Here is a 13,172-nt window from a genome sequence, read left to right as displayed (position 1 = left end):
ATCATGAATACATCACTCGCTCCGACGGCGGATTCCCGAGCCGAGTCTTTCACGCTGACGCTGGATGGCGTTGACGTCAGTGGGTATCCCGGCGAGACGTTATGGCAGGTTGCCAAGCGGGCCGGTGAAACCATTCCCCACCTGTGTTTCAAGGATGCGCCGGGCTACCGTCCCGATGGCAACTGTCGTGTCTGCATGGTCGAGATCGAGGGCGAGCGGGCCCTGGCTGCCAGCTGTCTACGCCAGGCGAAGCCCGGAATGGTCGTCAAGAGTGCCACATCCGACCGGGCTCGCGTCTCGCGGGAAGGGGTGATGGAGCTGCTGATCGCCGATCAGCCCGAGCGCGAAGAGAGTCCCGACCGCTCCAGCCACTTCTGGGACATGGCCGACAAGCTGGCCATCGATGCCTCGGCCGTGCGTGAGTGGCTCCCGCCTCAATCGGTGCGCTCCGAGCCGACGGTGCATCATGTCGCCGAGCGCGAAGGGTCACTGATGCATGATGCGACCCATTCGGCGATGAACGTCAATCTCGATGCCTGCATCGAATGCAATCTTTGCGTGCGCGCCTGCCGTGAGGTACAGGTCAACGACGTCATTGGACTTGCCAATCGTGGCGGGGCATCCAAGATTGTCTTCGACTTTGACGATCCGATGGGCGAGAGCACTTGTGTCGCCTGCGGTGAGTGCGTCCAGGCTTGTCCCACCGGTGCGCTGATGCCGGCAACGCTGATCGATGCCGAGGGTCGTGGCGACTCCAGGTCGGCGGATAGCACCGTAGACTCCGTGTGTCCGTATTGTGGCGTCGGCTGTCAGTTGCGGTATCACATCAAGGACGACGAGATTCTGTTCGTCGAGGGGCGTGATGGCCCCTCCAACCACAACCGGCTGTGTGTCAAGGGCCGGTTCGGTTTCGATTATCCTCGCCATTCATCGCGCCTGACGGTGCCACTGATCCGGCGTGAAGGCGCCCCCAAGGGGGTCGATCCCGACTTCGATCCTGCCCAGCCATGGAGTCATTTCCGTGAAGCGACCTGGGAGGAGGCCCTGGACCGGGCGGCACAAGGGTTGGTATCGCTCAAGAACGCTCATGGTCCCAATGCCTTGGCTGGATTCGGCAGCGCCAAGTGTTCCAATGAAGAGGCCTGGTTGTTCCAGAAGCTGGTGCGCACCGGCTTCGGCTCCAATCATGTCGATCACTGCACGCGGCTATGTCACGCCAGCTCCGTGGCAGCTCTCATGGAATGCATCGGGTCAGGCGCCGTGACAGCATCATTCATGCAGGCGCAACAAGCGGATGTCGTGATCCTGACGGGCTGTAACCCCGCCATCAACCACCCGGTGGCGGCGACCTTCTTCAAGCAGGCGGCGAAGCAGGGGACCAAGCTGATCGTCCTCGATCCCCGAGGGCAGGCGATGGGGGCGCATGCGTATCGCACCTTGCGTTTCACCCCGGGCAGCGACGTATCGCTATTCAATGCAATGCTGAACGTGATTGTCACCGAAGAGCTTTATGACCAGGCGTATATCGACGCGCATACCGAAGGCTTCGAAGCACTCAAGGCCCACGTATGGGACATGACTCCGGAAATCATGGCCGATAGTTGTGGTGTCAGTGCCGATGCCATTCGTGAGGTGGCGCGGCTCTATGCCACGGCAGACAACGCCATGATCTTCTGGGGCATGGGCATTTCACAGCATACGCACGGCACCGACAATGCCCGCTGCCTGATCTCGCTGGCGCTGGCCTGCGGCCATACCGGCCGCCCCGGCACCGGCCTGCACCCGCTGCGCGGCCAGAACAACGTGCAAGGGGCCTCCGATGCCGGTCTCATTCCCATGGTCATGCCGGACTATCAGCCGGTATCCGATGCCCAGGTACGTTCCGCTTTCGAAGAGCTCTGGAATACGCCGCTGGACGACAAGCCGGGACTGACGGTCGTGGAAATCATGGAAGCGGTTCGTGACGGCACCATCAAGGGCATGTATATCCAGGGGGAGAACCCTGCCATGTCCGACCCCGACCTTGATCATGCTCGCGCAGCACTGGGGACATTGGAGCATCTGGTTGTACAGGATCTGTTCGTGACCGAAACCGCCCAGTTTGCCGATATCGTGTTGCCGGCATCCGCCTGGCCCGAGAAGGACGGGACGGTGACCAATACCAACCGTCAGGTCCAGCTGGGCCGTCAGGCGATGCCATTGCCGGGGCAGGCCAAGCCCGACTGGTGGATCATCCAGGAGATCGCCAAGCGCTTCGGCCTACCCTGGGACTACTCGCATCCCCGTGACGTATTCGCCGAGATGAAGCGTGGCATGCCGTCTCTGGACCACATCACCTGGGAGCGTCTCGAACGTGAGGGGTCGGTCACCTATCCCTGCCTCTCCGACGACGGCCCGGGAGAAGATGTCGTCTTTTCAGAGACATTCCCCACCACGACGGGGCGGGCCAAATTCAGCCCGACATTGCCATTGCCGCCTGATGAACCCATCGATGCCGAGTATCCCACCGTGCTGACAACCGGTCGTCAGTTGGAGCATTGGCATACCGGGTCCATGACACGGCGCGCTCGCGTGCTGGACGACCTGGAACCGGAGGCGGTCGCCAGCCTGGCGCCCGGTGAGTTACGACGCCTGGATATGCAGCCGGGCGACCCCATCAGCATCACGACGCGTCGCGGCAATATCACACTGAAGACCCGTGTCGATACCGGCATGCCCGAAGGCATGGTGTTCGTGCCGTTCTGTTATGCCGAAGCGGCCGTCAACCTGCTGACCAATCCGGCACTGGACCCTTATGGCAAGATTCCGGAATTCAAGTATGCGGCTTGTCGAGTGGACAAGGCCGAGGCAACGGCTGTGGCCGATTGAGGTGGGAGGGCGTCAATCATGATGATCGTGGATCTGATCGATGGCGATGATTTTCGTCATCGCCTGGTAGCATTGGGAGTGCGTATCCCGGAAGGGTCCTGTCCCGAAACCTGCGCACGGATGGCCTTACGCCGACACCGCGACGTCGGTGTGCCGGGATTGCGGGAACAGGTTCAGGAATGGATGCAGCATACGGATATGATGTTGCCCTCGGTACGCCAGGCGATCGAGCGTTTCCTGCTGCCGGGATTGCGTTGACCGGGATAGGCCGGGCGGCATTCACGCGGGCTGTGTCGAACCCGGGACTCAGCGCGATGTGACAGAATGACCCATGTGTCGTTTGTCGGCCACACACCTAGTGTTCTACCGCCGGCTTGATGTTTATAACTCCTTGATTATACTTTGGTATGACTGTTGGCATGACTTGTGCTTCGTATTGAGTGCCGTACCGGTTACGCATCGAAATGGAACCTTTGCGCGGTACGGCACTCGGTATCATGGGTGGTTTTATACCCATAGATTGGAAAGCCGCAGTTTATAGTAAGGAGTGCAAGCATGTTACCCAAGGAATTACTCAAGTCACTCGGTGTATTGGGCGTCTCTCTCGGGCTGGTGGCCAGTCCGCTGGCAATGGCCATGGAAGAGGAAGACGATCCGACGGCCCAGTCCACGGAGCAGTCCGCCGATGAAGGTGCTGTCGGCGGAGAGACCGAGCCGGAGGCCTCGCAACCTGATGAGGACATGACGTCCGATCAAGGGATGGAAAACGATGGCATGGACGGGACGCAACAGGATCCCGCCGACGAAGGTACCATGGGCGGTGATGCCACTGGCGGCCAGCCGGACGAAGAAATGCAGGGTGACGCTGAGGAGAGCTACGACTCCGATGGTGAGGACGCTGGCTTCGGGGAAGGAACCGACGACCTGCCTGAAGAAGAGCCTGAAGAGGTGACGAGCGAACCTGCCGATGAGACCTGATAGGTGATTCATGCCCTCGAGGCAGACTCGGGGGCTAGACACTGCCATCCAGTCGTTATCCATCACCGTCATCGAGCCGCCGATAGAGCGTCTTGCGTGCAATGCCAAGAATGTCGGCGGTTCGTCTTTTGTTGCCTCCTGTCGCTTCCAGTACTTTCTGGATATAACGCTTTTCGACATCTTCCAGGCTGGGCCACGACGCTTGGGTGGCGGGAAGACCGCTACCTTCTTCCTCCGTGATGTTTCTCAATTGTCGGGGGTCCTGTGCCTGAATACGCTCCGGTAGGTCTTTATGGCTGAGGATACCGTCCTCGGCGAGGGTGACGGCACGCATGATGGCATTTTCCAGTTCCCTGACATTGCCGGGGTAGGCGTAGGACAGCAGCATTTGCAAAGCAACCGGTTCGACTTGTTCGATACGCTTGCCTTGAGTGTCGGCGTGCTTTTCGATCAAGGCAGCGATCAAGCGATCGATATCGCCGTTGCGTTCTCGTAATGGAGGGATCTTGAGGGAAAAGGTCTCGAGTCGGTAAAACAGGTCGCTACGGAAGTTACCTTCCTGTATCTCCTTGTCCAGATCGCGATGCGTGGCGGCGATGATTCGGACATCGACCGCTTCCTCCTTCTCCGCGCCAACGGCACGCACGGTTTTCTCCTGGAGCGCCCGCAATAGTTTGGCTTGAAGGGCGATCGACATCTCGCCGATCTCGTCAAGGAACAGGCTGCCCCCTTGCGCGGCCTGGAATAGCCCCTGGCGGGACTCATTGGCCCCGGTGAATGCCCCTTTTACGTGGCCGAAAAATTCGCTCTCCATCAACTCGGCAGGGATACTGGCACAGTTGATGGCGACAAACGGGGCGTCACAGCGTGCGCTTTCGGCATGGATGGCGCGGGCAAGCAATTCCTTGCCGGTTCCGCTTTCCCCCAGGATCAGGATCGGGGCATCACTCCTGGCCAGCCGAGCCGCATTGTGAAACAGTTCCTGCATGGCAGAACTTTCGCCGACGATGCCATGGAAGTGCGGGCTTTGCTGTCCTGCCTCGGCCAGCCGGGAAGCGAGCCGTCGGTTTTCCTGTACGCGGTATACGGCTTCACGGACATTTTCGAGGTCCAGTGGTTTGGTCAGGAAGTCATCGGCACCGATCTTCAGTGCCTCTACGGCCTGTTCGATGGTACCGAAGGCCGTAATCACGATGAAACCGGCCTTGTTGCCGTCATGGCGTAGCTTTTCCAGTAACTCCATGCCGCTGATGCCGGGCAACCGGACATCACAGATGATCAGGTCCACCGGCTCGTGGCTGAGAGTGGCAATCGCTTCTTCGGCGCTGCCGGCCCCCAGCGTTTCGTAGCCGGCATCCCGCAATTCGTCTTCGAGCAGTTCGAGGATGGCGCTGTCATCCTCCACGATCAGAATAGGGGCTTGCACGGTAATTCCTCTCCTTGTCCTTGCATGAGTGGTTCATTCGTCCTGTGACGTGACCGCATAGGTTTCCAGTGGCAGGCTGATATCAAAGCCGGCGCCACCGAGCTCACTGTCGAAGACACCGACAGTGCCGCCGTGGTCGTTGACGATACGATGAACCATCGATAGTCCCAGGCCGCTACCTTGACCTACGGGCTTGGTCGTATAGAAAGGGTCGAAGACCTGGTTCTTGACGTTGTCATCGATACCGGGCCCATCGTCCTCGATGAGCAGGTTTACCTCGTTGTCCTCGAACCTGGCCTTGATACGAACATGGCCGCCAGGCGTGGCTTGCAGCGCATTATGTAATAGGTTGGTGATGACCTGGATGATTTGCTGGCCATTGACCACGATCTCCGGGGCCGATTCCGGCAGATCGATCTCGATCCGTGTGCTGTGAATGTCGACATCCTCGTCGAGCAACTCCAACGCGGCAGTCACCAGATCGCCGATGTGGCGTGACTCTTTTTCCACGTTGTGCTGCCGACCAAGGTCCATCAACTGGCGGACGATCACGACGATCCGGTCGACCTCACTGCGGATGCGTTGCAGTTTCGCCTGTTCTTCGTCAGACATGTGTTCACTTCGCGCCAGACGTTGTGCCTGTCCATTGATGACGGTCAAGGGGGCGCCGATTTCATGGGCGACCCCGGCGGCCAGAACGCCGAGCTCGGCGAGTTTCTTGGATTTGCGCAGGCGTTTCTCGAGCTCGATCTCCTTCTGCCGGCGCGCCTCGATATCGGCATCCTTCTCCGCCATTGCATCGAGCATGCCATTGAGAGCGACGGATAACTGCCGGTACTCCTCGGGCCCTTCGACGGAAGCGCGGTGTTCTCTATCGCCCTTCTCGACACGCTCCATGACGCCCAACAACCGGTTGAGAGGACGTTCGATATACCGTCGGAATCCCCACCAGATCATCAGGGCGATCCCGGCCGCCCCAACGGTGAAGACCGCCACAGCGACCAGACTGATGAAGCCCGTGTAGTTTTCGATACCGGTATTGAGACGATTGACCTGAAGGACGCCACGTACTTCACCGTCCGAAGAGGTCAGAGGCATCAGGGTGGAGTAGTAGTTCCAGCGCTCATGCTCACGGTAGGCACCGGTCTGTTCGCCACTTTCTGCCACGGCATGGATATCTTCGGGCTCGAATAATTCCTCGCCCAGCCCCAGACCGTAAATCTTCTCCCCATCTTCGTCGAAGACATACGCACCGTAGATACGATGGAAGGAAAAGGCCGAATGCAATGCCTCCTGCATGGCCTCGGGGGTCTCGTTGTCGAGTGCATAACTCAGGGTCGTGCCGATGGCATGCGTGATGATCTGCACTTCGTTCTGCAGTTTGGAGCGGACATTGTCCTCCAATGACTTGATCGCGACCATGCTGAAGACCAGCAGTGTGGCGAACAGTGGCACGATGACCGTAATGAGAATGATGTTGCGTAAACGCATCAGTGTCCTCGGAAACGACTCGGGAAACCGACCTTGTGACCGTTTCCACAGCAGCACGTTCGTCCGAGAGGCATCAGGGCGCCCGATTTTTCTGCTGGCAAGCAGAGTACGAGCGCGAGAGTGATGCAACGAGGCCCGCCATGACGGGCCCCGTTACGGGGAGGTCAGCCTTGGGCAAGATGCAGGTGAGATGCGTTCTGGTTGAGATTGTCCTGCATTCGTTCGCTGTACCATTCGACGAAGTCGATCACGGCGAATTCGTAGGTGGGGGAGTAAGGGCCGGGGCGATAGGCCATCGAGTTGACGCCACGCTGATTCTCTTCCACCAGTTGGCGGTCCTGTGCGTTGGTGGCATCCCACACATATCGCAGCCGCTCGACATCATAGTCGACACCTTCCACGGCATCCTTGTGGACCAGCCACTTGGTCGTGACCAACGTTTCCTGCGCGGATATCGGCAATACACGGAAGGAGACACCATGATCACCACAGAAATGATTCCACGAGTTGGGCAAGTGGAGCATGCGTAGCGTCCCCATGTCGGCACTGGTCATGCGCCCCATGAGTTTTTGACAGGCAAGTTTGCCGTCGAGGGTCATCGACACGGCGCCTTCCAGCAGAGGGGTGCGTGCCAGACGGTTGCGACGTCCGAAACGGGCCTGCTGCCAAGGGATGTGCTCGCTGTCCCAGTCGGCCTGCTTGCGTCGGCAGAACGTCTTGTATTGAGGAGTCGCGCGAGGATCCTCGGCATCATCGAATTCCGAGAGCGTCTTCAGGAGCTCGGGGTGTGAGGCATCGCAGTGATAACACTCACGGTTGTTCTCCATGACCAGCTTCCAGTTTCCCTGCTCGATGATGTTCGACTCCGCGGCCACTTTGACATTTTCCATGTCGTAGGGCTCATAGTAGTGCTCGAGACTGACCAGGAAGTCGTCGATGGGCGCCGGATTGTCACCCAAGTTGATGAAAATATAACCGCCACCAGAACGGACGGCGACCGGGGCCAGACCGTGATCGGACAGGTCGAAATCGGGCCCCATTTCGGTGCCTGCAAACAGCAATCGACCGTCAAGATCATAGGTCCATTGATGGTAAGGGCAGACCAGCTTGGCGACCTTGCCGCGTTCGGCGGTACAGAGACGTGAACCGCGATGGCGGCAAGTGTTGTGGAACGCATGAATCGTGCCCTTGTCACCTCGCACGATGATCACCGAGCCATCGCCGATCTGAAGGGTCATGTAATTTCCCTTGCTGGGAATTTCACAGGTATGCCCGGCGAACAGCCACTCCTTGGCATAGATCTCCTGCATGTCCAGGGCGAACAGTCGCGCATCGTTGTAGAACGGCTGCGGCAGTGAATAGCCGTAGGCACGCTGTTCGAGCATGGTTGATGTTGCCTCGCGAACCGAAGCCAGGGGATCGTCCAGATGATGAGAGGGTAGCGCGGGCATGGCTGATATCCTTGGATGTCGAACGATTGATGGTGGATGTTCAGCTGAGTCTGAAACAGCGCTCGATAGCACAGTTGTCTGGCGACGACGCTGACTGCATCAGGCGCGACGCCAGGGGGGGCTTCTGCTCTCCATCCGGGGAAAGAGTGACATGTCCATGTCGTTGCCAGATAAGTGGGGGTAGCCAAGGCTGCGCAGAATGCGTGAAACGGTGTGCTATGTCGCACGTCGATCACCCATTGCAGACAGGCGGGAACGACCATGACCACGAGCTTCCTCAACCAGGTGACGACCCAGACCTGGACCAACGGCCGGCATCAAGTGCGCTGCGTCAAGGTGATCCAGGAAACCTGGGATGTGCGGACGTTCTGTTTCATGGCCGAGCAACCGTTGATGTTCTTTTTCAAGCCGGGGCAGTTCGTGACGCTGGAGCTGGAAATCGAGGGCGAGTCGATCATGCGCTCCTATACGATCTCGAGTTCGCCCTCGATCCCCTATAGTTTCTCGATTACCGTCAAGCGCCTGCCGGGAGGCAAGGTGTCGTCGTGGTTGCATGACAACATCAAGGTGGGTGACGAACTGGCCGTTCATGGTCCGGTCGGCGATTTCAACGTCATCGACTACCCGGCCGACAAGATACTGATGCTGTCCGGTGGTGTGGGAATCACGCCGTTGATGTCGATGGCGCGCTGGTTCTTCGATACCAACGCCAGCGTCGATCTGGAGTTCATCCATTGCGCACGGTCGCCACGAGACATCATCTATCATCGTGAATTGATCCACATGTTTTCGCGGCTGCCCGAGTTCAAATTGCATATCGTCTGTGAACGCAGTCAGGACATGGGCGAGGTATGGGCCGGATTTCGTGGATACGTTAATCAGCCCATGCTTGAATTGATGGCACCGGATTTCCTCGAGCGCGAAATCTTTTGCTGTGGTCCGACGCCGTTCATGAAGGCCATCCGGGGCATTCTGCACGATAATGGTTTCGACATGGCCCATTATCATCAGGAGACCTTCGGAGCCACGCCGGCCGATGTGCAGGAAGAGGTGATCGAACTGGCGGAACAGGCCGAGGCAGAAGCCGAAGAGATCAATATCAGCGACATGGTCAATGTCGAGTTTTGTGAATCGGGCAAGAGCGTGCGTGTCACGACCGACGAGACGGTGCATGCGGCAGCCTCCAAGCTCGGGCTTCACATTCCCAAGGCATGCGGCATGGGAATTTGTGGCACCTGTCGGGCCTCGTTGCGCTCCGGTGAGGTGGATATGGAACACAACGGTGGCATTACCGAAGAAGACATCGCCGAGGGCTATATCCTGACGTGCTGCAGCAAACCCAAGGGCGATGTCGTCGTCGAGTATTGATGTAAGCGATCAGTTCAACGGCTCGAGTCGGTAGAGACTGCCCTCGGTCTCATCAGTGAGCAGATAGAGATAACCGTCGGGCCCCTGACGAACATCGCGGATGCGGCCGATTTCGCTGTCCAGTACCAGTTCGGCGGCGTCGACGTCATCGCCATCGATAGTCAGACGAGTCAGCTTTTCACTCGACAGGCCGCCGGCGAGCAGGTCGCCTTCCCATTCAGGGAATCGGTCGCTGCTGACGTAAGCGAGTCCCGACGGGGCATAGCGGCCTTCGAAGACGTGTAGCGGGTCGCGCATGCCGGGCGCGGAATCCTTGCCGATCGGTTCGTTCGTGGCGTAATCGTTGCCGCGCGAGACTTCCGGCCAACCGTAATTGACACCGGCCTCGATCCGATTGACCTCGTCACCGGTCCGGGGCCCGTGCTCCGTTGCCCAGATGGTCCCGTCCGGGGCCACGGTCATCCCTTGGATATTTCGGTTGCCGAGGGTGAACAGTTCATCCAGCGCATCTTCGTTATCCACGAAGGGATTGTCATCCGGAACACTGCCATCGGCATTGAGTCGCATGACCCCACCGGCGTGATCGCCTTTGTCCTGGGCGCGTGCCGGATCTTGGCCTCGATCGCCGATACCCAGTAGCAGGGTGCCGTCCTCCCGCCAGGCCAGACGACCGCTATAGTGACGGCCGGGCTCTGAAAACCGGTCCTGAACGAAAATGTCCTCGACGTCCTTCAGGGACGACTCCCCCAGCCGGGCACGCGCCACGGCCGTGGCGCTACCCCCGTCACCCGGTTTGGAATAACTGAAATAGAGCCAGTCGTTCTCGCCGTTGTCGTAATCGGGATGCAGCGCCAGGTCGAGTAAGCCGCCCTGACCCTGCGCCGACACCTCCGGTACGCCTTCCAGCGTGGTTTTCTCACCGTCGTCGATCAGTGTCAGCCGACCCGGACGCTCGCTGACCAGGTAGCGGCCATCGGGCAGGAACGCCGTGGACCAGGGATACTCGAGGTCCGAAACGATTTCCACCAGGCGGAAGTCGAGATGCTCGCTCTCGATCCGTTCGTGGGTCACCGTTTGTGCCTGGAGAGGCAGGGCGAGAGCCATCAGGCCGACGCCTGCCAGGGGCGTGATCATCACCTTGAGTGTCATGATATCTCCCTCGTCGCGTTGCCATCTCTGACACTCTAGCAGTCAAAGGGCGTCGTGGGACGATTACATCATGACCGCCAGCAGGACCGGCAGATAGAGAAAGGAGAGTAGCGTTGAGCAGAACACCAGTGCTGCCACATACTGGGGTTCACGCTTGGCGCGTTGGGCGAATAGATAGTTATAGACGGCAATCGGCATGCTCATCTGCAACACCAGGATGGTGTGGGCCAGCGGAGGCAGCGACAGCAGCATCCCGACGCCATAAGCCACCAGCGCAGCCGTCAATGTACGCAACAGGCTGAATCCGAGACCGGACTTGAGATTACGGACCTGGATGCTCGCCAGCGATACCCCCAGTGTGATCAGCATCAACGGCACCGTGAAACCGGAGATCAGGTCCACGGTATTGGCAATCCACAATGGCAGATCGGTATCGGTCAGCAACAATGCCAGGGAAATCAATATCGCATAGACAGTCGGCGTACGGACCAGCGTTCTGAGCGGATTACGGTTACGGCTGGCCATGACCGCACCGAAGGTGAATTGCACCAGCGCAACCGTGACCATGACGGTGATGGCGAAGGCGAACCCCGACTCACCAAAGGCATAGAGTGCCACCGGCAGGCCCATGTTGCCGGTGTTGGGATACATCATCGGTGCCAGCAGCACCCGCCAGTCCTTGCGCAGCAGCCATGCCATCGCGAAGTTCAACAATGCCATGCTGAAAAGCACGCATAACGTGCCGAGCATGGTGCGTCCGAAACTGCCGGCATCGATGTTGGCCCCGGACAACGAGGCGATGATCAGCGAGGGCGTGCCGATGTTGAAGACCAGTTTGGTGACGAACTCGACCGGGTAGGGGTGGCCCAGGCGAATCCAGATGAAACCCAGGCTGGCTCCCACGAAGACGGGAGCCATGATGGCGATGAGTTCGACGAGCATGAACGGATCCTGATGCGATGTTGGGTGATGTGACGTTAGTCGAAAGGCGTATTGTCCTGAAAAACAGGGTGTGGTGGCAAATCGCACGTGTTTGCCGCTCCGGATAGCCGGTGATTTCGCATTCGCGACAGGCGTGTCGCAAACGCATCGTGTCGTGACGTCGCCAAGCATCTTGCGGTGTGAGCCTGGGTCTACCATCGCCGCATAGAGGGGCAAGTCGGCCAACTCGGGAGAAGCAAGCTATGCAACGGTATTCAGGTTTCGGGCTGGTCAAGCACGCGCTGCGCCATCACGAGGATTGGCAGCGCCAATGGCGCAATCCCGAACCGAAAGCGCAATATGATGCGGTAATCATCGGCGGCGGCGGTCATGGTCTGGCGACCGCTTATTACCTGGCCAAGGAACACGGGATCACGAATGTCGCCGTGCTGGAGAAAGGATGGCTGGGTGGGGGCAATACCGCCCGCAATACCACCATCGTACGTTCCAATTATTTGTGGGACGAAGCGGCGGCCCTGTATGAACACTCCCTCAAACTGTGGGAAGGCCTGTCACAGGACATCAACTACAACGTGATGTTCTCCCAGCGCGGCGTGCTGAATCTCGGTCACACTCTCCAGGACATGCGTGACATCCAGCGCCGCGTCAATGCCAATCGGTTGAACGGCGTCGACAGTGAAGTCCTCGATGCCAAGGGCGTGCAGGAGATCGTGCCGATCATCGATGGCTCCAAGCGCGCTCGCTATCCGATCATGGGGGCGTCCTGGCAGCCGCGCGCCGGTGTGGCGCGTCACGATGCCGTGGCCTGGGGGTTCGCGCGAGCCGCTGATGCCTATGGCGTCGACCTTCTGCAGAACACCGAAGTGACCGGCTTCAAGATCCTCGACGGCCAGGTGGTTGGCGTGCATACCAATCGTGGCGATATCGAAACCCGCACCGTGGGCTGTGTCACGGCCGGCAACTCCGGTGTGCTGGCCGGCATGGCGGGGTTCAAGCTGCCGCTGGAATCCCATCCGCTGCAGGCTCTGGTGTCCGAGCCCATGAAGCCCATTCTGGATACCGTGGTGATGTCCAATGCCGTCCACGGCTATATCAGTCAGTCCGATAAAGGCGATCTGGTGATCGGCGCCGGTATCGATGGCTATAACGGCTATGGGCAGCGTGGCAGTTACGCGACGGTGGAGCACACGCTGCAGGCCATTGTCGAGATGTTCCCCATCTTCTCGCGGGTCAGGATGAACCGTCAGTGGGGAGGCATCGTGGATACCTGTCCGGATGCCTGTCCGATCCTGTCGAAGACGCCGGTCAAGGGACTCTTCTTCAATTGCGGCTGGGGTACGGGGGGCTTCAAGGCCACGCCGGGGTCAGGGCATGTGTTCGCTGCGACCCTGGCCAAGGGCGAACCACACCCGTTGGCCGCTCCCTTCAGTATCGATCGTTTCCATAGTGGAGCGCTGATCGATGAACACGGTGCAGCCGGCGTTGCTCACTAAGGAGGC

The 13,172-nt window shown here is 59.2% G+C and carries 10 protein-coding genes; 5 read left to right on the top strand and 5 right to left on the bottom strand.

Annotated elements, in window-relative coordinates; translation table 11 throughout:
• Window positions 1-3 precede the first annotated feature (3 nt).
• The 3 genes from fdhF (at window position 4) to BLW01_RS03875 (ending at window position 3,846) form a co-directional block, all read left to right on the top strand.
• Window positions 4-2,868, top strand: a complete 2,865-nt coding sequence (gene fdhF, locus BLW01_RS03885) for a formate dehydrogenase subunit alpha (RefSeq protein WP_092568200.1) — start codon at window positions 4-6, stop codon at window positions 2,866-2,868.
• Between the two features lie 18 nt (window positions 2,869-2,886).
• On the top strand, window positions 2,887-3,126 hold the full coding sequence (locus BLW01_RS03880; RefSeq protein WP_092568199.1) for a hypothetical protein: 240 nt from the start codon (window positions 2,887-2,889) through the stop codon (window positions 3,124-3,126).
• A gap of 297 nt (window positions 3,127-3,423) precedes the next feature.
• Window positions 3,424-3,846, top strand: coding sequence for a hypothetical protein (locus tag BLW01_RS03875; protein WP_092568198.1), 423 nt, complete (start codon window positions 3,424-3,426; stop codon window positions 3,844-3,846).
• A gap of 55 nt (window positions 3,847-3,901) precedes the next feature.
• Here the strand turns inward: BLW01_RS03875 and BLW01_RS03870 are convergent, their stop codons facing one another.
• The 3 genes from BLW01_RS03870 to BLW01_RS03860 all read right to left on the bottom strand — a co-directional run bounded on the left by BLW01_RS03870 (window position 3,902) and on the right by BLW01_RS03860 (window position 8,214).
• Window positions 3,902-5,272, bottom strand: a complete 1,371-nt coding sequence (locus BLW01_RS03870) for a sigma-54-dependent transcriptional regulator (RefSeq protein ID WP_229806371.1) — start codon at window positions 5,270-5,272, stop codon at window positions 3,902-3,904.
• 33 nt (window positions 5,273-5,305) lie between these two features.
• Window positions 5,306-6,763 (bottom strand): ATP-binding protein, encoded by a 1,458-nt coding sequence (locus BLW01_RS03865; protein WP_092568196.1) that lies wholly within the window; start codon window positions 6,761-6,763, stop codon window positions 5,306-5,308.
• A gap of 164 nt (window positions 6,764-6,927) precedes the next feature.
• On the bottom strand, window positions 6,928-8,214 hold the full coding sequence (locus tag BLW01_RS03860; RefSeq protein WP_092568195.1) for an aromatic ring-hydroxylating oxygenase subunit alpha: 1,287 nt from the start codon (window positions 8,212-8,214) through the stop codon (window positions 6,928-6,930).
• 261 nt (window positions 8,215-8,475) lie between these two features.
• Between BLW01_RS03860 and BLW01_RS03855 the strand changes: the two genes are divergently transcribed.
• Window positions 8,476-9,582: an FAD-binding oxidoreductase gene (locus BLW01_RS03855; RefSeq protein ID WP_092568194.1), complete on the top strand. Its 1,107-nt coding sequence runs from the start codon at window positions 8,476-8,478 to the stop codon at window positions 9,580-9,582.
• A gap of 9 nt (window positions 9,583-9,591) precedes the next feature.
• Here BLW01_RS03855 and BLW01_RS03850 read toward each other — a convergent pair whose 3' ends face one another.
• Both BLW01_RS03850 and BLW01_RS03845 read right to left on the bottom strand, forming a co-directional pair.
• Window positions 9,592-10,731, bottom strand: coding sequence for a PQQ-dependent sugar dehydrogenase (locus tag BLW01_RS03850; protein ID WP_217635482.1), 1,140 nt, complete (start codon window positions 10,729-10,731; stop codon window positions 9,592-9,594).
• Between the two features lie 63 nt (window positions 10,732-10,794).
• On the bottom strand, window positions 10,795-11,673 hold the full coding sequence (locus tag BLW01_RS03845; protein WP_092568193.1) for an AEC family transporter: 879 nt from the start codon (window positions 11,671-11,673) through the stop codon (window positions 10,795-10,797).
• 242 nt (window positions 11,674-11,915) lie between these two features.
• Between BLW01_RS03845 and BLW01_RS03840 the strand changes: the two genes are divergently transcribed.
• Entirely contained in the window at window positions 11,916-13,166 is a 1,251-nt protein-coding gene (locus tag BLW01_RS03840) for a sarcosine oxidase subunit beta family protein (protein ID WP_092568192.1), read from the top strand.
• Window positions 13,167-13,172: the final 6 nt, after the last annotated feature.

The sequence above is a fragment of the Aidingimonas halophila genome (assembly GCF_900106955.1).
GTDB classification, from domain to species: Bacteria; Pseudomonadota; Gammaproteobacteria; order Pseudomonadales; family Halomonadaceae; genus Aidingimonas; species Aidingimonas halophila.
Note: the sequence above shows the minus strand (reverse complement) of the source record. Positions and strands in the feature narration are given on the sequence as shown.

Bases quoted from the DNA above. Each gene is read 5' to 3' on its own strand.
- fdhF (WP_092568200.1), top strand. From the start codon at position 4: ATGAATACATCACTCGCTCCGACGGCGGATTCCCGAGCCGAGTCTTTC.
- BLW01_RS03880 (WP_092568199.1), top strand. From the start codon at position 2,887: ATGATGATCGTGGATCTGATCGATGGCGATGATTTTCGTCATCGCCTG.
- BLW01_RS03875 (WP_092568198.1), top strand. From the start codon at position 3,424: ATGTTACCCAAGGAATTACTCAAGTCACTCGGTGTATTGGGCGTCTCT.
- BLW01_RS03865 (WP_092568196.1), bottom strand. From the start codon at position 6,763: ATGCGTTTACGCAACATCATTCTCATTACGGTCATCGTGCCACTGTTC.
- BLW01_RS03860 (WP_092568195.1), bottom strand. From the start codon at position 8,214: ATGCCCGCGCTACCCTCTCATCATCTGGACGATCCCCTGGCTTCGGTT.
- BLW01_RS03855 (WP_092568194.1), top strand. From the start codon at position 8,476: ATGACCACGAGCTTCCTCAACCAGGTGACGACCCAGACCTGGACCAAC.
- BLW01_RS03850 (WP_217635482.1), bottom strand. From the start codon at position 10,731: ATGACACTCAAGGTGATGATCACGCCCCTGGCAGGCGTCGGCCTGATG.
- BLW01_RS03845 (WP_092568193.1), bottom strand. From the start codon at position 11,673: ATGCTCGTCGAACTCATCGCCATCATGGCTCCCGTCTTCGTGGGAGCC.
- BLW01_RS03840 (WP_092568192.1), top strand. From the start codon at position 11,916: ATGCAACGGTATTCAGGTTTCGGGCTGGTCAAGCACGCGCTGCGCCAT.